The 20538-nt window shown below is 48.9% G+C and carries 21 protein-coding genes; 14 read left to right on the forward strand and 7 right to left on the reverse strand.

Annotated features, from left to right (window positions below; translation table 11 throughout):
* Positions 1–49 precede the first annotated feature (49 nt).
* The gene (locus EDC32_RS03150; RefSeq protein WP_132219983.1) at positions 50–259 is read left to right on the forward strand and encodes a cysteine-rich CWC family protein; all 210 of its coding nucleotides are present in this window, start codon (positions 50–52) and stop codon (positions 257–259) included.
* A gap of 127 nt (positions 260–386) precedes the next feature.
* A complete protein-coding gene (locus EDC32_RS03155) occupies positions 387–1217 on the forward strand; it encodes an aldo/keto reductase (protein ID WP_211341884.1) in 831 nt (276 codons plus the stop codon).
* 96 nt (positions 1218–1313) lie between these two features.
* On the opposite strand, the gene EDC32_RS03160 is transcribed toward EDC32_RS03155, so the two are convergent.
* Complete coding sequence (locus tag EDC32_RS03160) at positions 1314–1646, reverse strand: hypothetical protein (RefSeq protein ID WP_132219984.1); 333 nt, start codon at positions 1644–1646, stop codon at positions 1314–1316.
* 565 nt (positions 1647–2211) lie between these two features.
* Here EDC32_RS03160 and EDC32_RS03165 point away from each other — a divergent pair.
* Positions 2212–2511, forward strand: a complete 300-nt coding sequence (locus tag EDC32_RS03165) for a hypothetical protein (protein ID WP_132219985.1) — start codon at positions 2212–2214, stop codon at positions 2509–2511.
* A 331-nt stretch (positions 2512–2842) separates the two neighbouring features.
* On the opposite strand, the gene hmpA is transcribed toward EDC32_RS03165, so the two are convergent.
* A complete protein-coding gene (gene hmpA / locus EDC32_RS03170) occupies positions 2843–4069 on the reverse strand; it encodes an NO-inducible flavohemoprotein (RefSeq protein WP_132219986.1) in 1227 nt (408 codons plus the stop codon).
* A gap of 117 nt (positions 4070–4186) precedes the next feature.
* Positions 4187–4873 carry a Crp/Fnr family transcriptional regulator gene (locus EDC32_RS03175; protein ID WP_132219987.1) on the reverse strand — a complete coding sequence of 229 codons (687 nt, stop codon included), beginning with the start codon at positions 4871–4873 and terminating at the stop codon, positions 4187–4189.
* Between the two features lie 285 nt (positions 4874–5158).
* Here EDC32_RS03175 and metA point away from each other — a divergent pair, with 285 nt between their 5' ends.
* Together metA and EDC32_RS03185 are read left to right on the forward strand one after the other, a co-directional pair.
* Entirely contained in the window at positions 5159–6076 is a 918-nt protein-coding gene (gene metA, locus EDC32_RS03180; protein ID WP_132219988.1) for a homoserine O-acetyltransferase MetA, read from the forward strand.
* Between the two features lie 257 nt (positions 6077–6333).
* Positions 6334–6546, forward strand: coding sequence for a hypothetical protein (locus EDC32_RS03185; RefSeq protein ID WP_132219989.1), 213 nt, complete (start codon positions 6334–6336; stop codon positions 6544–6546).
* Between the two features lie 59 nt (positions 6547–6605).
* Here the strand turns inward: EDC32_RS03185 and EDC32_RS03190 are convergent, their stop codons facing one another.
* Complete coding sequence (locus EDC32_RS03190) at positions 6606–8222, reverse strand: M20/M25/M40 family metallo-hydrolase (protein WP_132219990.1); 1617 nt, start codon at positions 8220–8222, stop codon at positions 6606–6608.
* Between the two features lie 129 nt (positions 8223–8351).
* Entirely contained in the window at positions 8352–8906 is a 555-nt protein-coding gene (gene yyaC, locus EDC32_RS03195) for a spore protease YyaC (protein ID WP_132219991.1), read from the reverse strand.
* A gap of 189 nt (positions 8907–9095) precedes the next feature.
* Between yyaC and EDC32_RS03200 the strand changes: the two genes are divergently transcribed.
* The 6 genes from EDC32_RS03200 (at position 9096) to fni (ending at position 16038) form a co-directional block, all read left to right on the forward strand.
* The gene (locus EDC32_RS03200) at positions 9096–10040 is read left to right on the forward strand and encodes a hypothetical protein (protein ID WP_246026828.1); all 945 of its coding nucleotides are present in this window, start codon (positions 9096–9098) and stop codon (positions 10038–10040) included.
* 125 nt (positions 10041–10165) lie between these two features.
* The gene (locus EDC32_RS03205) at positions 10166–10723 is read left to right on the forward strand and encodes a GNAT family N-acetyltransferase (RefSeq protein ID WP_132219992.1); all 558 of its coding nucleotides are present in this window, start codon (positions 10166–10168) and stop codon (positions 10721–10723) included.
* Between the two features lie 236 nt (positions 10724–10959).
* Positions 10960–12717: a B12-binding domain-containing radical SAM protein gene (locus EDC32_RS03210; RefSeq protein WP_132219993.1), complete on the forward strand. Its 1758-nt coding sequence runs from the start codon at positions 10960–10962 to the stop codon at positions 12715–12717.
* Between the two features lie 298 nt (positions 12718–13015).
* A complete protein-coding gene (locus tag EDC32_RS03215; RefSeq protein ID WP_211341900.1) occupies positions 13016–13828 on the forward strand; it encodes a YitT family protein in 813 nt (270 codons plus the stop codon).
* Between the two features lie 175 nt (positions 13829–14003).
* Complete coding sequence (locus tag EDC32_RS03220; protein WP_132219994.1) at positions 14004–14825, forward strand: DUF5412 family protein; 822 nt, start codon at positions 14004–14006, stop codon at positions 14823–14825.
* Between the two features lie 85 nt (positions 14826–14910).
* Positions 14911–16038 (forward strand): type 2 isopentenyl-diphosphate Delta-isomerase, encoded by a 1128-nt coding sequence (fni, locus tag EDC32_RS03225; protein ID WP_425460153.1) that lies wholly within the window; start codon positions 14911–14913, stop codon positions 16036–16038.
* Positions 16039–16109: 71 nt separating this feature from the next.
* On the opposite strand, the gene EDC32_RS03230 is transcribed toward fni, so the two are convergent.
* Together EDC32_RS03230 and speE are read right to left on the reverse strand one after the other, a co-directional pair.
* Positions 16110–17264, reverse strand: a complete 1155-nt coding sequence (locus EDC32_RS03230; RefSeq protein ID WP_132219996.1) for a peptidase C39 family protein — start codon at positions 17262–17264, stop codon at positions 16110–16112.
* A 195-nt stretch (positions 17265–17459) separates the two neighbouring features.
* Positions 17460–18308, reverse strand: a complete 849-nt coding sequence (gene speE / locus EDC32_RS03235; protein ID WP_132219997.1) for a polyamine aminopropyltransferase — start codon at positions 18306–18308, stop codon at positions 17460–17462.
* 112 nt (positions 18309–18420) lie between these two features.
* Here speE and EDC32_RS03240 point away from each other — a divergent pair, with 112 nt between their 5' ends.
* From EDC32_RS03240 to racE, 3 genes are all read left to right on the forward strand, one after another.
* Positions 18421–18816, forward strand: coding sequence for a gamma-glutamylcyclotransferase family protein (locus EDC32_RS03240; protein ID WP_132219998.1), 396 nt, complete (start codon positions 18421–18423; stop codon positions 18814–18816).
* Between the two features lie 265 nt (positions 18817–19081).
* On the forward strand, positions 19082–19531 hold the full coding sequence (locus EDC32_RS03245) for a MarR family winged helix-turn-helix transcriptional regulator (RefSeq protein ID WP_022735998.1): 450 nt from the start codon (positions 19082–19084) through the stop codon (positions 19529–19531).
* A 164-nt stretch (positions 19532–19695) separates the two neighbouring features.
* Positions 19696–20538 carry a glutamate racemase gene (racE, locus tag EDC32_RS03250; RefSeq protein WP_132219999.1) on the forward strand — a complete coding sequence of 281 codons (843 nt, stop codon included), beginning with the start codon at positions 19696–19698 and terminating at the stop codon, positions 20536–20538.

The raw sequence follows: 20538 nt of genomic DNA on the forward strand, positions 1-20538 counted from the left end.
AAGGCAGTAACTTTATGCGATGTGAAAAGATAAGAAGGGATGGGGAGAAATGGGCGGTGTGAATCCGGCAACTTGTCCGCTGTGCGGCAAACACAACCAGTGCGGCAATCTGGCGGAGCAGCGCATCGGTGACTGTTGGTGTAGAATAGAAGCGTTTCCTGCGGGTCTGCTCGAACAGGTACCATCAGCGTACAAAAACAAGGCATGCATCTGCAAAAGTTGCCTAGACCAATATAAGCGTGGAAACTTGCCGGGATGAGCGTTAACGCACAATCGTGCTTGCGGTGCGCCTTTCATGGGCAGGGGAGGGTAGGTATAATGTACTTGCTTGCCATCCCTGGTGGGTGAACCGGAATAAATCAGAAGAATGGAAAGGAAGTAGAAGGATGGTGCGTCAAATTACGGATTGTGTTTTGCTAAACAACGGGGTGGAAATGCCTTGGTTGGGTTTGGGGGTGTATAAGGCACAAGAAGGCAAAGAAGTGGAGCAGGCGGTGGAAACGGCTCTTCAAGCAGGCTATCGCAGTGTGGATACGGCGGCTTTCTACCATAATGAAACCGGCGTGGGCCATGCGCTCAAACAATCGGGGATCGCAAGGGATAAACTGTTTGTCACCACCAAAGTGTGGAACACGGATCAAGGGTATGAAGCCACGCTGGCTGCCTTTGACCGTAGCCGCAAAAAGTTGGGCTTGGACTACCTCGATCTGTATCTTATTCATTGGCCGGTGCCGGGGATGTTCCGGGATACATGGCGGGCCTTGGAAAAGTTGTACCGGGATGGCTGGGTGCGCGCAATCGGGGTGAGCAATTTTCAAACGCATCATTTGCAGGAGTTGCTGGCTGCCTGTGAAGTGCCGCCAGCAGTCAATCAGGTGGAATTCCATCCTTTGTTGACACAGGAGGAGTTGCGCGCCTTTTGTGAGAGGGAGAAGATTCAGTTGGAAGCGTGGAGTCCGCTGATGCGGGGCAATGTTGTGAATCAGCCGGTGATTGTGGAGTTGGCCCAAAAATATGGCAAGACGCCGGCGCAATTGGTATTGCGTTGGGATTTACAGCATGGAGTGGTGACCATCCCCAAGTCTGTTACACCAAGTCGGATTGAGGGAAACGCGGACATTTTTGACTTTGAGATTTCGCCTGAGGATATGGCGCGACTGGATGGATTAAATCAAAATCACCGCTTTGGGCAACATCCCGACCATTTCAAATTTTAATGTGAAGCATGCATCCCCAGCTGTTGAATCGGCTGGGGATTCTTTTCTTTTGGTAAGTATACCCGAGGGTTCAGGATTTGGTTTTCTTCTTTTCTTCTACATCATCTTTGACCAAGTAAAAAAGGTGATCACCACACACAGAATAATTAGTGCGTTCGTGATAAATGGAGTTATGCTACTTCCCTTCTTTTCTCTGATGCTTGATCCGCAGGGATGTTTTTCCAAAAAAACATTAACAGTTTCCGTCGGCCCATCCACAAGAGCACGAGGTTCATGATGACCAACACCATTGTCCAAAGACCAGTTTAACTCTCCATATAAGAGAGAAATCAGCGCCATAACCAACGAAGCGTCATTGGGAATGATTTGCGCAATGCCCGCCATAAACGTTTCTTTACAGTGGTGCCACCTATTGCTTGATGATTCCATTCAATTTTATCTCTTTAAAGCTGAATGGCAGATGAATCAAAGCTGAACAGAGGCTAAGTTTTGCGAAGAGGTGTACCCAGGCAAGTAGTCAGTTTGGCGGGTGCGAAAAGGAAATTTTGTGTGCAGAATACAGCATCACATGCGCTTTAAAAATAAATGGTTTACGAAACAGAGCTTTCGTGAACCAATAGACATGAAAAATAGCCTTAAATAAATGGTTTATTGTGAATGGATAAAGAGTTGATTTTTTCATTTTCGGGTAAATGAAAATTCAGACCAAGCAGGGCCGAGCTGTTGGGACGGAGATGCGTTTTTACCCTGGGCCAATACTTTCCGGGTTGCTTTGTCTGCATTTTGGACATTTGGGAAGCCGCTAATGGAATTTGTTCTTGCGTGTGTGGGGTTGTACACTTTGATTGGCATGGTTTACCCGAGCCGCTGGCATCGGAAGCTGATTATCCCCTTGGGGAAGCGGCGAATAGACCTGGGTCGGAGGAAGTGGAATGCAGCCATTTTCATCCTTGCGGTCATTTAGTCGGGAATCATTGGGCCAAGCTATACCCGATTGCGTTATGAACAAGACAAAGCAATGAAAATGGAAGCGCAGCTGGAGCAGTTGGAGAAAGAGCTAGATCAAAAAGAAGAGCAAATAGAGACGCTGCGCAAACGAGTCGCTGAAATGAAGCGGGAGCCAGCGGTCGTGTCAGAGGAAAAACAAACGGAGGAGGAAACGAATCAAACCATCCTGGATGATGAGGACGATGATGATGATGTCACGCTCAAAACGCGATCAAACACCAAAAAAAGCAGGGGGGAGAGGAAAGTGATGCGGGCAAGGGGTGCTTCTGGTTCAAAATCTATGTAAACATGTTTGTAGAGCAAACAATATATCGACAGACAAATTACTAATGAAGCAAGGTTTTGCAAAAAGAGGCTTTTCCTGTTGAAAGCGACCAATGGGCCAATAAGAAAGAATCGATTCCAACTCGCAAGCCAATTCTCAGCAAGTATGCGTCTCAGGCTATATAGTAGATATCGACGATTCGGGCATCAGCGAGATTTGCTGTTGATAGCTAACACAAAACGTCCTTGGCCATGCGTTCGGGCATAGCCAAGGACGATGCAAGTGTGTGTGGCATAGCAAGGAGAAAACAGGGTCATGTTGGCAGATGGGAGCAGTCAGTTCCCGACCGCATTTATTGCGTTGCTCCCATCCGTGCAGCAGCAGGCGGGGTCCATGCTCCGGCTGGACCGAAAATTTCATGATGGATCGCGGCTGGATCAATGCCCAGTGACAGAAGTGCTTGGTAGCAATCGCGCATGAACGCCGACGGCCCGCACAAATAGAAATGACCAGTGGAAGGCAATACCGTTTTCAGCCACTCAGCGTCAATGAGCCCTTCTTTGTCATATAGCCGGTTCAACCGATCCGTGTCCGTAGGTTGAGAATAGCAGAAATAGTTTTCGATATGGGCATGGCTGTTGGCGATGCGGAGTACCTCTTCCCGCAGTGCATGTGTTTGGCTGTTGCGCGTGGCGTGAATATGGATGACTCGCTGCGTAGAGGGAGATTGGGCTAATGCTTTAAGCATGCTCAACATCGGTGTCAAGCCTACGCCGGCGCTAAGCAAGATGACAGGGGAGTCGGTTTGCTCCAGTGTAAACACACCGGCTGGTGCGCTGACGGACAGCACACTTCCTTCTTCGATTTCTTGATGGAGATAAGTTGATACTTTGCCTTTCTCTTCCCTCTTCACCGTGATGCGGTAATGTGACGCATTGGGGTCGTCAGAAAGGCTGTATTGCCGGATGTGTGTGTAGGGATCGCTTGGAATCTCTACTTTGACACTAATATATTGGCCCGGCAGGAAGGTGGGCAGCGGTTGGCCGTCTTTTGGCTCCAAATAAAAGGACGTGATGTGCTCGCTTTCGCGCACTTTTTTGGTTACGACCAAATCCCGGAATCCACGCCAGCCACCGGGTTGCTGTTCTGCTTGCTGATACAATTCTTCTTCCATTTGGATAAAGAGGTCAGCGATGACCCCGTACGTCTCTTGCCAAGCGTTCAGCATCGGTTCTGTCAGTTTGTCTTGTAACACGTCGCGCATGGCTAACAGCAAATTTTGGCCGACGATGGGATAATGCTCCGGTAGCACCCCGATGCTCCGATGTTTATGGGCAATGTGTTTCACTGTCGGCAGAATTTGTTCCAATTGTGTGATGTTCGCGGCCGCAGCATAGACAGCATTGGCCAAGGCTTGTGGTTGGTGGCCTTTATGTTGATTGGCGTGGTTGAAGATATTCAGTAATTCGGGATGTTCGTTGAACAGACGTTTGTAAAAGTTGGCGGTGATTTTGTGCCCGTATTCACGTAATAAAGGGACAGATTCTTGAATCAGTCGAATCGTTTCCTTCTGTAACATGGAAATCCCTCTCTTCTGATGTGTGCTCTCCTTTCATGGTAAAGGGATTTGCCGGGAAAGTATGTGATAGATATCACAAATCGTGTGAACAAGAGGTGAACAGCACATCCGGATCGTTTAAGAACCTGCCCAATGGCGCAAAGCATCCAGGTCCAGGATGACAAACTGATTCCGACCCATACGGAGCAACCCTTGTTTGCGAAGTTGACTCAAAAGCCGGCTGACCGTTTCACGGGTAGTGCCGATGGCGCTGGCAAAGTCCTGATGGGTGAGTGGAATGTTGATCTGGATCGCGCCATCTTGATTTTCACCGTATTTGTCCGCCAGATCCAACAAAAAGGTGACCGCACGCTGTTGTACATCATGGCCGACATACTCGTGCAATTGTTTTTGTAGATCCAATATTTTGTTACCCATCACCCGCATGACCTTGACTGCCATGGTGGGATTAGACAGCATGACCTGTTCAAACGGTGCCACCGGGATGGAGATCAGCACGGTATGATCAATGGTTTCAGCCGTTGCTGGGTAAGGGAGCTGGTTGAAGAAGCCGGTGTGGGGAAACATATCCCCCTGTTTGAGCAAACAAACAATTTGCTCATGCCCTTGGTCGTCCGTTTTGTATGTTTTCACCATGCCGCTTTGAATGATGTAAATCGCCGTTTTCGCAGCACCTTCTCTGAAGATGACTTCTTTCTTGTGGCAGTGGCGGATGTCTACGATTTCCAACAGTTTTTCCAACTCTGCTTCCGTGAGGCCCTGAAACAAGGGGATTGCTTGCAATAATTCGATGAGATGATTCATAGTTGAGTTCCTCCTGAAGTGGAATGACGCTCGTATGCTCGATTATACACCGTGAAGGTGGTCAGAAGAAGAGAATGGGGGGGAGTCTGGTTGACTTTCCGTGGCGGAGATGAGGAGTTAATTTTTGGTTATCTGCTTCAGCGAATTATGAATCGTTTCTCAATATTCGCAATCTATTCATTCCTCTTGCGTTAGGCGGTATGTTGGTTTACAAGTTTAAATAACAAAAAATTTCCCACGAGCAAGGAAAAGAGTGCGCTCGAGGAGAAACGGGGGGAGAGGCTGGTGCCGATCAAAATTCCGGATAAATTGCCGGCAATCGATATTCTCAATCAGGAAAACATCTTTGTCATGGGGGAGCGGGATGCCTTTCGTCAGGATATTCGCCCGTTGAAAATCGTCATTTTGAACATGATGCCTATCAAGATCACAACTGAAACCCAGATCCTGCGCCTTTTGGGGAATTCGCCCCTGCAAGTGGAGATTGACCTGATTCATCCGAAGACGCACACCACCCGGCATACTCCGCCGGAACATTTGGCCATGTTTTATAAGACATTTGATGAAATTCGACACCAAAAATACGATGGCATGATCATCACGGGCGCTCCTGTCGGCCATTTGGATTACGAAGAGGTCAACTATTGGGACGAGTTGCGGCAGATTATGGATTGGAAACTGCATCATGTAACATCCACTTTGCACATCTGTTGGGGAGCACATGCCGCCTTGTACCATCATTACGGCATCCCCAAACACCGACTGCAGGAAAAGTGTTTTGGTGTGTTTGAACATGTGATATGTAAACAAAATACGAAGCTGTTGCGCGGGTTTGACGATTGTTTCTATGCGCCGCATTCCCGTTTGTCCGAGGTGCGCAGAGAGGAGATCGAGAAGGTCGAGGAGTTGGAGATCTTGGCTGAATCCCCAGAAGCAGGTGTTTATATCATAATCAGCAAAGATGGACGCCAGATTTTTGTGACGGGCCACTCGGAATATGAACTGTACACATTGAAAGAAGAGTATGAACGCGACCGGGCCAAAGGGATCGAGGTGCCGCTTCCAAAACATTATTTCCCACAGGATGATCCCAACCAGCAACCGTTGCAACGTTGGCGCGCCCATGGCAATTTGTTGTTCTCAAATTGGCTCAATTATTACGTATACCAAGAAACGCCATATGATTTGAATCAAATTAAATGAGATTGCGCCCAACCCTCACTAGGGTGTGTCTGGCAAATCAATCAAGTTGGTGAGGAAGAAGCGGCGGAAAAACCTTTTCTAGATGAGCGCTTCGCCACGCGTGAAGCGAATGAGAAATGGTTTTGAAGCCGCTGGCCTATTCATCAGATACACCCTGGTAACAACAGATAAAAAATAAGGATTTTTTTGCGATAAATGAAACAAAACAGGAAGGTGTTCCGTCAAATATTGTAAAAGGGTGTACGGAGTTGGCGCCGATGAGAAAATGGAGCTTGGAATGGATTGAGATCGGTGAGCCCGTTCATTATGGTCCGTTTACGATTGATCGTTATGTGGCCGATGTGGAACTGCTGGGATGGATTATATATGAGCCGGGCAAGCCCCCGTTTTTGACAAGGGATGTGCAAGCGGCGACGGAGTATTTGATGTCCCGACATTTGGGCGAAATCGTGGATAAAGGGGAATATTGAAAACAAGCGGTCAGCCATGGCTGACCGCTTGTTTTTTCAGAGTGATGTGAGGCAAGTGGTTATTCATCGGCTAGAAGTTGTTGAATACATTCAGGTAACCATTCCATCATTGGACCGAATGCAAAATCGACATTGAGCCGCTCTGTCCATTGATGGGCGTCCCTGCCGACAGGGCCAAAGTTTAGCACTGGCACATCGAGTTGTTGCAACGCGCCCAGCGGAATATCATAGCCGCGCTCCCACAGGGGCATGTTGTTCACCAGCGGGAGCAGGGTGGACAAGGGTCTTTGCAATCCGACATAACTCAGGTCAGAAATTCCTCCGAAATAATGCTGGTGTTTCAGCGTCACTCCATGCGTCTTCTGGGCGGTGTCGATCATATGAGCAACAACTCGCTTGATCAAGGGATGGTCGCTCTTGTTTACTGCCGGATAATACGGAGGAGAGAAAAACAACACGATCATGGGAGCCATTTCTTTGCACAAAATAGCCAGTTCATCAACCAGGTTGATCGTGGTTTGGCGTTGGTCTCCCGGATCGCTTCGGCGTAATGCTTCTTGCAGGATTTGTTCCACGCGTTCCTGGCCGTGCGTGCGCGCCGCATAGGCATACAGTTGTTCATAAGTGAGCACGCTTATATCCGTTTCTGCCGGTGTGAACGTGCCATACCGCTGCGCCTGCATGAGTACGTTTTCTTTGATCTCTGCCGCCACTTCCCGGGCGAGAGAGAGTAATTGTGTGACGCGTTCATCAATGCCTTTATCATATAAGAACAGATTAAATAACGTGACTGCTCGGTGCGGGATTTGAACGGAGTAATCTTTTTTCAAATCCGTTTGCATCTGGTTGGTTGGGGGAGGTGTCACTTCCTCTCCGATTCTTTCGCAAAAGTCGGTGTTCAACTCCAGAGCGTTGGTGAGTTTGGAGGCCATGAAGTTGGCGTTTAACCCAGCAAAGGGTTCACCGACATGGGTTTCTTTGCCATAACACAGGAATCCTGGCAACACTTTGCCAATGGAGCCGGTGTAAATATAGTTTGTTTCATCGCCGGGATAGCGAGTGAACATGGGTTCGGAGTTTAGGACAGCGCGGTAAACGAGCCCATGTCGTTCAGCCAATTCCAAAAGTTTGGGAACTGCCGCCCGCATCCCAACCGAATTGATCTCCTCATCAGGCACGGTCAACAACAATACGTTGCCGTCAAAAGCTTGATGGCAAGCTTGTTCAATCATGGCCATGTGCAAGGCCAAGCCGCATTTCATATCCATGATGCCCCTGCCGAAAAGCCAATGACCGGTTTCGAGGTCGGCCCGAACCGTGTCGGGCAGGGTCTCTCGATTGTCGCGAAACAGGGAAGTGAGCGTCTTTGGATCAAACGCATGTGGTTCCCATATCCCGTAATCGATCACATCCACAACATCGAAATGACTGATCAAGATGACCGTTTTGCTCACATTGCTTGGATGTTTGACCAGCGCTGTCACAAATTCGCGTCCATCGCCGGTCGGGTGAGTTTCGATATGATCGGGGTGGGCTTGGAAATAAGCAAGGGATCGTAGTTGTTGTGTCACCAAGCGGGGGAGCATAATCTCTCCCGCACTGCCAGTGATGCTTGGAATATGGACTAGCTCGCATAGAAGATCGATTAATTGCGCCTTAGTTTCCCATTTTTTCATCATTCATCCGCTCCGTTTTCGACGATAGTTAAAAAGAATGTTTGCACATGGCCAAGCATGAAGTACTAGCTGATAATTTCAATGTATCAGGAAATATTCTCGAGGACAAATGATTGAACAGACGCCACCTCAAATGGGTGGCGTGCTATGGGTTGCGGCCACGGTTAACAGCGCGCGGCTAATTTTGATTGCCATCTCATACGTTACATGGAATCGGGTGGTTTGCAGAATGTGAGAGGGCATCGCACCGGCGGCGTTGACGATGCCCTTGATATGGATGTCCCCGACTGCGGGCAGTTGTTTGCCGACGCCTTTTCCCGGAACAAGCGCACCTTCCCCAACTTCAACCATGCCGACTTCTTTCTGTTTGCCCAAGCTGGCGTCGATGGCGATAATGAGTGGCGTTTTGGGGAGTTGTGTGATTTCCGCGACTACTTGATTCAAGCTGAAAGCATGGACTGGTTGGGCCAACGTGCCGCAGATTTGGATGTTGGGTGAAGGCGCTTCCGTTAGCAATGTGCCGACCAAGGGACCCAAGGTGTCGCCGCTGCTGCGGTCTGTTCCGATGCACAGGCATAGAAGCGGCCGATGAGAATGCGGCGCCAGCAACTCATTTAAGCGTTGAGTGAGGAGAGATACCGCATCTGGGTGATCAAAAGGGATTTGCCACTTTTCTTTCTCCATGAAAACCTCCAACAAAAACTTGATCTATCGTGCAGTCAATGGGATCAGGCTTCTAAATATCGGTAATAGTTTATCATGTTCTTCTGGGAATGGATTAATTTTTGTGGGTTATAGTATATTTTATTGTTGAAATAAGAATTTATTAGTAAGATTGAAAAGTGCGACAATTGATTTGGAGGAGGAGAACACATGGCTTTTAGCCGATGGAGAAGATGGATTTGTTGTGCGGCGGTGGTAGTGTGTACATCGGCCGTATGGCCCCAACCAGCAAAAGCGGCCGACGATTTGGACTTGGCTTATCGCTGGGCTCCTGTTCACTATCAGGATACGGATGATACTGATGCGGACGCTGATTACTTGACAGCGGTCGACTTTGACGGAGATTGGAATGCCAAAAACAATTGGGAAAACCAAGACGATGATCTGAGCCGCCTGCGGGCGACTGTATACTATTCTGTCGTGGAGACTGGCACACACTGGTATATCGTCTACAGCTTCTATCATCCACGTGATTGGGTGGATTATCCCGATTTCGGGCTGGACACACATGAAAATGATATGGAGGGAGCCATGGCGATTGTTCGGAAGGATGGAAGCGCCTATGGCAAATTGGAAGGCATGGTCACCGTCTTCCACACCAACTTCTATTCTTTCACTCCGGCAGGCAGTCCGCTTACCGATGGGGAAGAGAATATTGACGGCCAATTGCGAATGGTAAGTTATGATGGAGCGTTGCACCCGGCTACATTCCAAGAAGCGAAGGGACATGGACTAAAAGCGTGGAACGGTGGAGAATTCCCGGGTGGAGATGGTGTGATCTACTATCCGGACCGTTCAGTGGCAGAGGTGCCGGAACATGGGAATGACCGCCATGTTAAATATCGGTTGGTGAACACGTTTGAAGCCGGGGGATTGTGGGATCACCGTTCAGACAGTCAAACCTTCGCCAGCTGGGGAACGTTTGCCGGAGACAATGGCAAGGATAACGCGGCCAACGCTGCATGGGGATGGGATGACAAAGATGATTCCGTCGCTCGTGGGGCCATGGCTACCGATCCCGCCCGACTGACCGATAGTTACTTTGATGGATTGGGCCAATTTAGTACCGATTATGTGAAAAACGCATACCGATGAAGCTAGGCTTATGCATCACACCCGGGTTGATCCAGCACCCGGGTTTTTTGACTATCTCACCATTTCCCATTTATACTGTAAACCCTATGATTGGGAATATACGAAAAAAAGGGCGGAGATAAATCATGCTGTCAACAGAACGAATCACGATTCGCCGTTTGGAACGGGAAGATGCTGAAGCGCTGTTGCAGTTGCGGGTGGCCAATCGGCAGTATTTGGAGCCGTTTGAACCAAGGTTTCCCGATAGTTATTTTACGATGGCCGGACAACTGGAAGTGATTGAGCAAGATTTAGCGAAGTGGGATCAAGATCAAGGGTATGGGTTTGGCATATTTCTAAATGAGACGGGCTCATTGACAGGCAGGGTCAATTTGAGCAATGTCGTGCGCGGAGCTTGGCAAAACTGCACTTTGGGTTATTTTATCGCCGAGGAGCAACAAGGAAAAGGGTTGATGGTCGAAGCGGTGCGACTGGTACTTCGTTTCGCCTTCAATGAAGTGGATTTGCACCGGGTGCAAGCGGCGGTGATGCCGCGAAATCGGCGGTCCAGTCGAGTTCTTGAGAAAACGGGTTTCCGTTATGAGGGGTTGTCCAAACGATATCTATATATCAATCAAGTGTGGGAGGATCACCTCATCTATGCCCTGACCCGAGAGGATTGGGAACTGGGAGAAGATAAGTGATGTGTGATTCGGGCATTAAAGAATCCCTTGCCATAACCGGCAGGGGATGATTTCACTCCGTACCTTTCATTTCTGCTTTAGCAATGTGCATGCTGCTGCAAATTCCATGGCAGGGACGGATGATGAAAAATGGCTGGAGATTCCCTTTTTGACTGGGAACAGTGTAGAATAGGGGCAGGATTGTTTCCAGACAGGGAGACAATGGAATTAAGAACAAAGTGATGAGGTTGAATCGAATGAAGATCGCGCTGGCTACATTAAATGCAAAATATATCCACACCTCATTGGCCTTGCGTTATCTGAAGGCGTACAGTGAGCGGGATTTTGAGATTGAGATTGCAGAATACACCATCAAGGACCCAGTGATGAACATTGTGTCCGACCTGTATGGACGACAACCTGATGTGGTGGGGTTCTCTTGTTACATCTGGAATATAGAAGAGACGATCACCGTGATCGACATGCTGAAGAAAGTGAAGCCGGATGTAAAGATTGTACTGGGAGGGCCAGAGGTCTCCTATGACACTGATTATTGGATGAAGCGTCTGCCCCAAGTCGACTTCATTGTCGTCGGAGAGGGAGAAGCTACATTTCACCAGCTATTGACCGAATTGAGCGGTGAGCAGAAGTTCCATTTTGTATTGGGTTTGGCCTACCGTGCTGGGGATGAGGTGCGGATCAACCCCCCGCGCCCCAAATTAGACTTGAATCACTTGCCATCACCACATCGCTTCCCGGAGGATGTGGCTCACTTGCCCAATCGTGTCGTCTATTTTGAGACGAGCCGGGGGTGCCCGTTTAGTTGCCAGTTTTGCCTGTCCAGCATTGAAGTGGGTGTCCGTTATTTCGATATAGAGCGTACCAAACAAGACTTGCTTTACTTGATCAACCATGGTGCCAAGCTGATCAAATTTGTGGATCGTACGTTTAATATCAAACGGGACTATGCGATGGAAATTTTCCAGTTCCTGATTGATAACCATCAAGGCTGCGTGTTTCAATTTGAGATCACAGCGGACATCATGCGCCCGGAAGTGCTCGACTTTTTGGCGGAACATGCGCCGCCGGGCATCTTCCGGTTTGAAATCGGTGTTCAGTCAACCAACGATCCTACCAATTTGCTGGTAAAGCGGCGCCAAAATTTCACCAAACTCACCCGGACGGTAACCAAAGTGAAAGAGAGTGGCAAGATTGCTCAACACTTGGATTTGATTGCGGGGTTGCCGTTGGAGGATTACACCACATTCAAAAAGACCTTTAACGATGTGTTTGCCTTGGAGCCAGAGGAGTTGCAGCTCGGTTTCTTGAAGATGTTACGGGGGACGGGCTTGCGCCATGATGCGGAAAAATACAATTACGTCTTTATGGAGCGGGCCCCTTATGAAATTTTGGGCAATGATCACCTGCCGTTTTCGGATATTGTCCGGATCAAGCGAGTTGAGGATGTTTTGGAGAAATATTGGAATGCCCACCGCATGGATCACACCATTGGTTATTTGATCCGGCATGAATTCCCGTCGCCGTTTGATTTTTTCCAGGAATTCGGTGATTATTGGGAAGCGCGCGGCTGGCGGAAGATCGGCCATCAGTTGGAGGATTTGTTTACGCGTTTGCGGGATTTTTTGCAACAGCGCGGAACCAAGCGGATGGATGTAATCCTCGGCTTGATGAAATATGATTATTACCTGAACCACAAACAACGTCCCCGCAAGGTTTGGTGGGATTTTACCATGGACAAGGCCACGCATGCCGCCTTGTTGCGTCAGGCGGCTGAACAGCCGGGGCGCTTGTCGGACGAATTTGCCTCCATCCGCTTGAACGAACGGGACTTGCATAAGCATGCCGTAGTGGAGATATTGCCTTTTGATTTGGATGCTTATCTCGCCACTGGCCGCGTGTTGGAGCAACGAACCGCTTTGTTTGCGGTATATCGGCCAAAAGGCGGGGAGCCAGTGCGTTGCTACACGATGAAATTGGATGAAGGCGCGGAATGATTGGCTTAGCTCCCTACAGCAGTTTCTAATACAATTAACATCAACAACAAAGCCCCTCTAAACGGAAAAGAGGGGCTTTGTTGTTGAGCGCGGTGTTCATGTTTATCCGGCAACGCATGTAGGAAACCTGATAGTATAGCGCGGCGCAGATGTGGCTGTATTCATACAAGGTGTCAGAGAAATGACTGCGGAAATGTGTACGATGTGACATGTCGATGGTGCCGTGCCGGTGGTATACTCATGGATGGATTTGATAACAAATGGATTGGAAAAAGTGGTGGATATGGTTAAACTGCGTGTGATTAATTTCGTGAACATCTTTCTGTCGTCCGTGTTGATCGCTTTCGCTTGGAATATGTTTTTGCTGCCACACAAGATTCTGAGTAGCGGCGTTGCCGGCATTGCGATGATGTTGGCGCTAATTACGCCAATCAATACGGGGATTATCAACTACGCCCTCAATCTTCCGCTGATGGTGCTTGGATTTTGCAAGTTGGGCAAGCGGTTTATGTTTTACACGATTTTTTCGGTAACTGTCACATCAATTGCCTTATTGTTGATTCCCATCAAGCCGATTTCGTCAGACCCTATTTTGTCTTCGGTTTTCGGCGGCGTGCTGGCCGGGATCGGCACGGGTTTGATTTTTAAATCTTCCGGTTCGACTGGTGGATTCGACATTATCATCTTTATGTTGACGCGAAAAAAAGAGCTTCCGGCGGGAATGCTCATGTTTGCGTTAAATGCGATTGTCATCTTTGTGGCTGGCTTTGTATTTGATTGGGATAGTGCATTGTACACGATGCTGTCTATTTTCGTTTCCGGCAAAGTTATTGATGCGATTCATACCAAACACCTTAAATTAACCTTGATGATCATCACTGATAACGGTGAAAAGGTTAGAGAACACCTTATTTCTAAATTGGTTCGAGGCATTACGATCATGGATGGTGAAGGCGCTTATACACGTGAACGGCGGAAAGTGTTGTTCATGATCATTTCCCGCTACGAACTGGCGGGTGTGAAGCGCTTGATCAAAGAAATCGATCCCAAAGCATTTGTCAACGTTATGGAGACCGTTGAAGTGATGGGATATTTTCGCAGAGACGGATAGCGTGAGACAACCCCTTCAGTCCCGTTCCCAGGGCATCAAAGGGGTTTTTTCTTTGCCGTCAGCCGACGCGGCAGAGATATTTGCAACTTGCAAAAAAAGGAATATGCCAACTGCGGGGCGAAAAATGGTGAATGGTGAAGATTGATCGGACAATTTTGTCAAAGGAGGGCGACCCGTGGAGGCAGTTTACACACAAAGCAGTCGGCAAGCAAAAGGGTTTTCATCCTTTGGTCTTCATATGATCAGAAAAGGATTCTTTTGCTTTTTCTTGTGGCTGGTTTTGAGTCTGATGATTATCGCATATCCGGGACACTCCATTCACTGGAGTGTCATCATCCTGTCCTATTTTTTCTTTACCTATGGCGTGATATTTCCACTTACGTTTTGGATCGACTACTTGATTCTGTTAAAGCTAAGTCCCAATAGAGCCATCCTGTCCTTGGCGACGCATCTGGTGGTGTCCCTTTTTTATTTGGTGGTTTTGTACCAAGGGGATTTCTTGCTGAAAATGTTATTTTTGGTCGGATTCATGGGATATTGGTATGCCGATTACCGCTTCAGGATTCCTTTCTCCCAATGGATTCAAGAACGGACGGAGGACTGGGATCGGCGGGTGACGAAAGCGATCACCGTCTTGGGGGCGGTCGGAATGGGGGCTGTGTTCCTGTTCACCCAGCCTTTTTTTGTGTTGACTCTCATCGCCCATGATGATGTGATCAAGGAAGTGGATTCCCCGGACGGCAGGTATCGCTTGACCATCGCCGTCAATCATGCTTCCAGCCTCACGACCAAGTGTTTGGCCAGGGTGAAAGTATCGAGCAATGAGAATCCCTTTCTCCCTTCAAAAGAAATATATATTAAAGAAAATGAATGCTGGCCGGATGGAACCTGGCTGAATAACCGTACGGTTCGAATCGAAGGGAGAAGACTCGATATATTCACCGATCAGGTGAGGGGAAGAAAAGAAGAGGCAGATGTGGTACCGGATCGGCGTTAGAGTGCGTTTGAGGCATTCTATCCGGTGCCTCTAAAACCGTTATTCGGCGCGTTGCCGCTTTTTTTTTTGCACGTGTGCCCAAGCGATGATCTGCCTGCCAGGATACAAAAACGGCCGGGTGGGAGATATTATTGATAACGGACAGCGTGACGAAAGGATGAAGGCGATGCTTGAGCGGCCTGATGAAACGAAACGCCGCAAAGCGGAACATATCGATATTGTGCTAAAGCGAGATGTGACGGGCAAAACGATCACCACCGGCTTTGAAGAGTATCGTTTTCGGCACCAAGCCTTGCCGGAGATCGATTTCGACACGGTTTCTTTGGCGACATCTTTTTTGGGCAAACAGGTGAAAGCGCCCTTGCTCATTAGCTCCATGACTGGAGGTACAAAGGAGACAGGAGAAATCAACCGCCGGTTGGCGCAGGCGGCTCAAGCTCGGGGATGGGTGTTAGGGCTGGGCTCGATGAGGGTTGCTTTGGAGAGTGCGGAAGCGTTGGAGACGTTTCAAGTGCGTCAATTCGCCCCGGACATTCCGATTCTGGCCAATATCGGCGCCGTGCAATTGAACAAAGGATTGCAAGTGGACGATTGCCGTCGCTTGGTTGACCTCATTAAGGCGGATGGATTGGTGTTGCATCTAAACCCTTTGCAAGAAGTATTTCAGCCGGAAGGGGACACCCAATTCAGCGGACTGTTGCAAAAGATTGAACACCTGTGCCGGAAGTTGGAGTTTCCGGTCGGCGTGAAAGAAGTGGGGTGGGGCATTCACGGTTCATTAGCCAAAGCGTTAGTTGAGCGGGGAATAGCGTTTATCGATGTGGCCGGCGCTGGTGGCACGTCGTGGAGCCAAGTGGAAAAATATCGATCGTATAACCCGGTCCGCTTTGCCGCAGCGGATGCTTTTCGCGAATGGGGGCTTCCCACAGCGCAGTGTGTCATCGATGTGCGCTACCACGTCCCCGACGTTCCGGTTATTGCTAGCGGAGGGCTTCATCATGGTGTAGACGCGGCCAAAGCCATTGCGTTGGGGGCTGATTTGGCTGGATTTGGACGAACGTTGTTGAAATCGGCCGCAGACATGGATTTGGATGCGCTGATGCAGCGATTGGAACAGATTGAATTGGAAATGCGCATTTGCATGTTCGCCTCAGGCATCCGTGCTGTCACGGAATTGAAACACACGGAAAAATTGGAGAAAGTCAATGGTTGAATCCATGGCCGGACGAGAGGGAGGTTTTTGCGTTGCTAAAAGGATGCCGCTCTGAGACGAGCGGCATGAGATTATGGTGTTTTCCATCCGTGGGGATGGATGAGATAGGCGGTTCCATTGGAATGCTTTAGGAAAGCGCTTTCAAACTCCTTTCGTCCATAGGTGAAGCGTACCTGGTCATCGGCGGGACCGGCAGGATCGTTGACGAGCACATTGCCATCACGATCGAAGCCACGGATGACCAAAAGATGGCCATTGGAACGGGAGATGGGGGCGCCTGGCAACTCACCTGGTCCAAAAGCGATGCTGGCAATTACGGGGATACCCGCTCGAATCCAAGGTTCTACCTCGCTTAAGCTTCTGAAGCGGACTACTTTGGCATCTAAGCCCTGGGATGCAGCATATGCCGTGTTGTACGGCCAGTTGCCCGCTCCGTCATATACATAATCCCACACCTTGCTGACGACATGGGGAACGGGTTGGTCCCATTCCGTATGGCCGGTCACCCTTGCCCAATAGGCCATAACCATGGACGTGGAAGTGGGGGAGCACCACACTTCGCCGCCATCTGGGAAGACCATCTGTGAGCGTGTCGGCACATCCAAGGCTTTGTTTATCCCGCGGCTGGGGAATGTGCCAGGTTCGTCTTGTCCATTGGAGAAGGCCACCCCATAAGCGCGCAAGCTTGGCGTCTTTGCAGGGTCTGTTGTAAACAGCTTGATCCGCGTCTGATAAGCTGTGGCCGAGCTTTTTAAAATCAGTGTGTCTGTGGCGACGCGACCGTGATCATCCCCTTGTCCCGAAACGGAATGGCGCTTAAAAGGCTGATCGTGTTCAAGCCAGACGCCCATGGAATACCACTTTGTCCAGTAACCATTCACCTTGGCGCGAAGTTCGACCTCAATCCAAGTGTTGACCGGGGTGTTGGCTTGCCAAGAGACAATGGCTTCATTGAAACGGTGATGGGAAATTGGAGAAAGCCATTGACCGTAGTAATAAGTGCCTTGATTGTATCGCCCGGTTGAATCGGTACCTTGTCGAAGCCGGTTTGCATCCAGTAGCAATCGACCGCCTTTGGTGCGAGTGCCGCTGAAAGAGCCGAAGATGAAGCGGGTTGTCTCCACATACTTTTTGTTGCTTGAAGCGGCGTGGGCGTTGGCTGAATGGGGGACAAAAAGTAAACTGAGCACCATCGTCGCAACAACACAAACGATCCACGTGCGCATGGCAAAAACCCCTTCCTTCAGCGAGATGTGTGGTGATGCGATATTATTGTATAATAAATTAATTGTTAATTGAATCTATTATGAAAATATAATCTATTTATGATTCTTTCTTTTTCTTAGGAAGGGTTTTGCTGGAAAGAGGGTTTGATCCCTGGAGGCGCGGTGAGTAGGACGAGTTCCTCCAGGGATCGACGGTTACTTTGTGCGTAAGAACTCTGGCAATTCGAAACAAGTGCGCAAGATCGCGTCGTTTACATACTTGGTCTTTTTGTCGAATGGTTTTTCCGGCAATGCCTGATGTTTTTTTGAACCAAGTGTGAAACTCCAAAATCCGCCGGGATAGGTTGGTACAGTTGCCGTGTAAATTTTGTGGATGGGGAACAATTGTTTGATGTGTTTCACGGTTTGTTCCATGATTTCGCGGTGGAAGAGTGGAGATTGGCTTTGGCATACCATTAATCCGTCTTCTTTTAATGCATCGTGGATGTTCCGATAAAAATCATATTCAAACAATTGTTTGGCCGGTCCGATGGGATCGGAAGAGTCGACGATGATCACATCGTAATGGTTTTTCATTTCTTTCACATGCACCATGCCGTCGGCATAAATGAAATGAACCCGCGGATCAGCCAAATTACCGGAGACGGCGGGAAGATGCTCTTTGCATACTTTGACCACCATTTCATCGATTTCCACCATATCGATGTGTTTGACCCCGTCGTACTTGGCTGCTTCCCGGGCTGCACCGCAGTCGCCACCGCCGATGATGAGGACGCGCTCGGGATTGGGATGGATCGACAATGGAATGTGTGTAATCATTTCGTTATAGATGTGTCCGTCCAAAGAAGTGGTTTGTACGACCCCATCCAACACCAGCATACGGCCAAAATCATAGGAATCCAAAATCATGACATGTTGGAATTCTGATTGGGAAGAGAAGATCACGTCTTTGATGCGGTAACTGATTTTCATGTTTTCCCGCTCATCTTCCACGAGCCACAGATCTTGATTGATGCGCTGCAAGAATTTTGGCATATCATTCATGTGGATACAACCTCCTTGGGTGATGCAAGGTTACAAAAAGACATTTTAGCAGATGTGATGCCTTTTTTGCAGGGGAGATTGAGAAAGCACTGTCAAAAGGAGTGAAGAGAGAGTGATATTGCTATTTGTATACGGCAGTTTGCGGCGCGGGATGCGAAATGCTTCCCTTTTGCGCAAGGCACGCTTGATCGCGGAAAAAGCTTGGATAAGCGGCACGCTGTATGACACCGGCTACGGATATCCGGGATTGGTCACAGGTAGCAAACGCGTATGGGGAGAAGTGTACCAAGTCTCCAATCAAGAGTTGAGATGGATTGATCAGTTGGAGGATTATCACGGAACCGGCCATCCCGATAATCTGTATGAGCGGATCACTGTGACAGTGAGGTCGCCGGATAGGCAATATACCGCATACACTTACGTCTATGTTGATGCGGATGGGTTGAAAGAAAGGGGGATGGTAATTCCAGAAGGGGATTGGGTTAAGTATGTGAGAAGCCGATATTAGTCTGGAAGGATCGTTTCGCTTTTGCACATTGAACCGTATCCCGGTGCGAAAAACTGTTCGCATTTGTCACGCGCCCATTTTTTTAATATACTTTTTGTCAATGGAACCTATTTAGTGTCATTGTTGAACGGCCGCGAATCGATGAGTGGATGTCAGCGATGAAAGCGAAAGAGCCGATGGGCCGAGGGGCAGATTCAAACCTGCCTCCACTCACAACTAACATTTATGTCAACACCCTTGACGTGGGGCTTTAAAGGAGTGCTTTATGAATAAACATCAACCCTTGTCACCAGAAACGGTAAACGAGATTGAGCGGCTCTTACGCGAGATCAGCGTGATTGTGAAGCGAAAAGGCAGAGACATTTTAAATCATTTTCCGATCACCCCGCCGCAATTTAACGCGCTGTTGTGGCTGTATGAAGACGGCGACATGACCATCGGCGAATTGAGCCAGAAGATGTTTTTGGCATGCAGCACAATGACCGATCTGATTGATCGCATGGAGAAAAACGGGGTGGTCGAGCGTGTGAGGGATGAACGGGATCGGCGCGTCGTTCGGATCCATCTGTTGGAAAAAGGTAGAGAAATTATCGATGAAGTGATGAAAACGCGACGCCAATATCTTTCCGAGATTTTGTCCCATCTGTCCGACGAAGAGGCATTGCATATGAAAAAGTATCTGTCTGTATTGCATGAAGAGATGAAAAAGTCTTAAATCCATTCCCTCTTGTGCCAAAGAGGGAGATTTTTTTTGATGCGATGCCCGTTTTCCCACGCTCTTGTAAGGCGGGGCGTTCATTGAAAAAGGCTTTTGACATAACCGATATACTGTTTATTGCAAAAAGAACAGTGTAGCGATGATTGGGGATGAATGTGAACATGACAGTTTCAGCAACGGAGCGTGCCATTGGTATTCTGGATTCGGGAGTTGGGGGCTTGACGGTCGCCAGAGAGGTGATGAGACAACTTCCTCGCGAGACAATCTATTATGTGGGGGATACCGCGCGTTGCCCATATGGACCGCGCAGTACAGAAGAAGTACGACGTTATACCCTGGAAATCGTCGAGTTTTTGATGAGCCAGCCGCTAAAAGCGATCCTCATCGCTTGTAACACGGCAACGGCCGCAGCCCTGCAATCAGTGAGAGAAAGAGTGTCTGTTCCCGTGCTGGGAGTGATTGAGCCAGGGGCGCGTGCTGCGATCAAAGTGACCCAAAACCATGTGGTGGGAGTGATCGGAACGCAAGGAACGATTGAAAGCGGGGCGTATGAGCAAGCCCTCCGCCGCATCCATCCCCACTTGACAGTGCACAGCTTGGCCTGTCCAGCTTTTGTCCCGTTGGTGGAGAGTGGATATCGGCGTACGGAGCTGGCTGATCGGATTGTGCATGACACCTTGCAACCGCTGCATAAAACAGGGCTGGACACGTTAATTTTGGGGTGCACCCATTATCCGTTGTTGGCTGACGCGGTGCAGAAGGCGATGGGGCCGGATGTTAATATCATCAGTTCGGCAGAAGAAACTGCGGTTGAACTAAGCACCATCTTGCAACATCAGGGGTTATTGACCATGATGAAAGCACCGCGCCATCGTTTCTTCACTACCGGAGAAGCTGAACCGTTTGCCCGGATCGCCGAAGATTGGTTTGGCTACCCGATTGAAGTGGAGCAGATCACGCTGAGTGAGTCCGATGCGGCTGGCATGAAAACGCAAACCTGGTGA

The sequence above is a fragment of the Laceyella sacchari genome (assembly GCF_004343255.1).
GTDB classification, from domain to species: domain Bacteria; phylum Bacillota; class Bacilli; order Thermoactinomycetales; family Thermoactinomycetaceae; genus Laceyella; species Laceyella sacchari.

Coding starts and splice junctions, on each gene's coding strand:
- hmpA (WP_132219986.1), bottom strand. CDS start 4,069: ATGTTACAGAAGGAAACGATTCGACTGATTCAAGAATCTGTCCCTTTA.
- EDC32_RS03190 (WP_132219990.1), bottom strand. CDS start 8,222: ATGAAAAAATGGGAAACTAAGGCGCAATTAATCGATCTTCTATGCGAG.
- fni (WP_425460153.1), top strand. CDS start 14,911: ATGATCTGCCTGCCAGGATACAAAAACGGCCGGGTGGGAGATATTATT.
- racE (WP_132219999.1), top strand. CDS start 19,696: ATGACAGTTTCAGCAACGGAGCGTGCCATTGGTATTCTGGATTCGGGA.
- EDC32_RS03200 (WP_246026828.1), top strand. CDS start 9,096: ATGGCTTTTAGCCGATGGAGAAGATGGATTTGTTGTGCGGCGGTGGTA.
- EDC32_RS03150 (WP_132219983.1), top strand. CDS start 50: ATGGGCGGTGTGAATCCGGCAACTTGTCCGCTGTGCGGCAAACACAAC.
- EDC32_RS03245 (WP_022735998.1), top strand. CDS start 19,082: ATGAATAAACATCAACCCTTGTCACCAGAAACGGTAAACGAGATTGAG.
- EDC32_RS03175 (WP_132219987.1), bottom strand. CDS start 4,873: ATGAATCATCTCATCGAATTATTGCAAGCAATCCCCTTGTTTCAGGGC.
- EDC32_RS03185 (WP_132219989.1), top strand. CDS start 6,334: ATGAGAAAATGGAGCTTGGAATGGATTGAGATCGGTGAGCCCGTTCAT.
- EDC32_RS03155 (WP_211341884.1), top strand. CDS start 387: ATGGTGCGTCAAATTACGGATTGTGTTTTGCTAAACAACGGGGTGGAA.
- EDC32_RS03230 (WP_132219996.1), bottom strand. CDS start 17,264: ATGCGCACGTGGATCGTTTGTGTTGTTGCGACGATGGTGCTCAGTTTA.
- speE (WP_132219997.1), bottom strand. CDS start 18,308: ATGAATGATATGCCAAAATTCTTGCAGCGCATCAATCAAGATCTGTGG.
- yyaC (WP_132219991.1), bottom strand. CDS start 8,906: ATGGAGAAAGAAAAGTGGCAAATCCCTTTTGATCACCCAGATGCGGTA.
- EDC32_RS03205 (WP_132219992.1), top strand. CDS start 10,166: ATGCTGTCAACAGAACGAATCACGATTCGCCGTTTGGAACGGGAAGAT.
- EDC32_RS03160 (WP_132219984.1), bottom strand. CDS start 1,646: ATGGAATCATCAAGCAATAGGTGGCACCACTGTAAAGAAACGTTTATG.
- EDC32_RS03210 (WP_132219993.1), top strand. CDS start 10,960: ATGAAGATCGCGCTGGCTACATTAAATGCAAAATATATCCACACCTCA.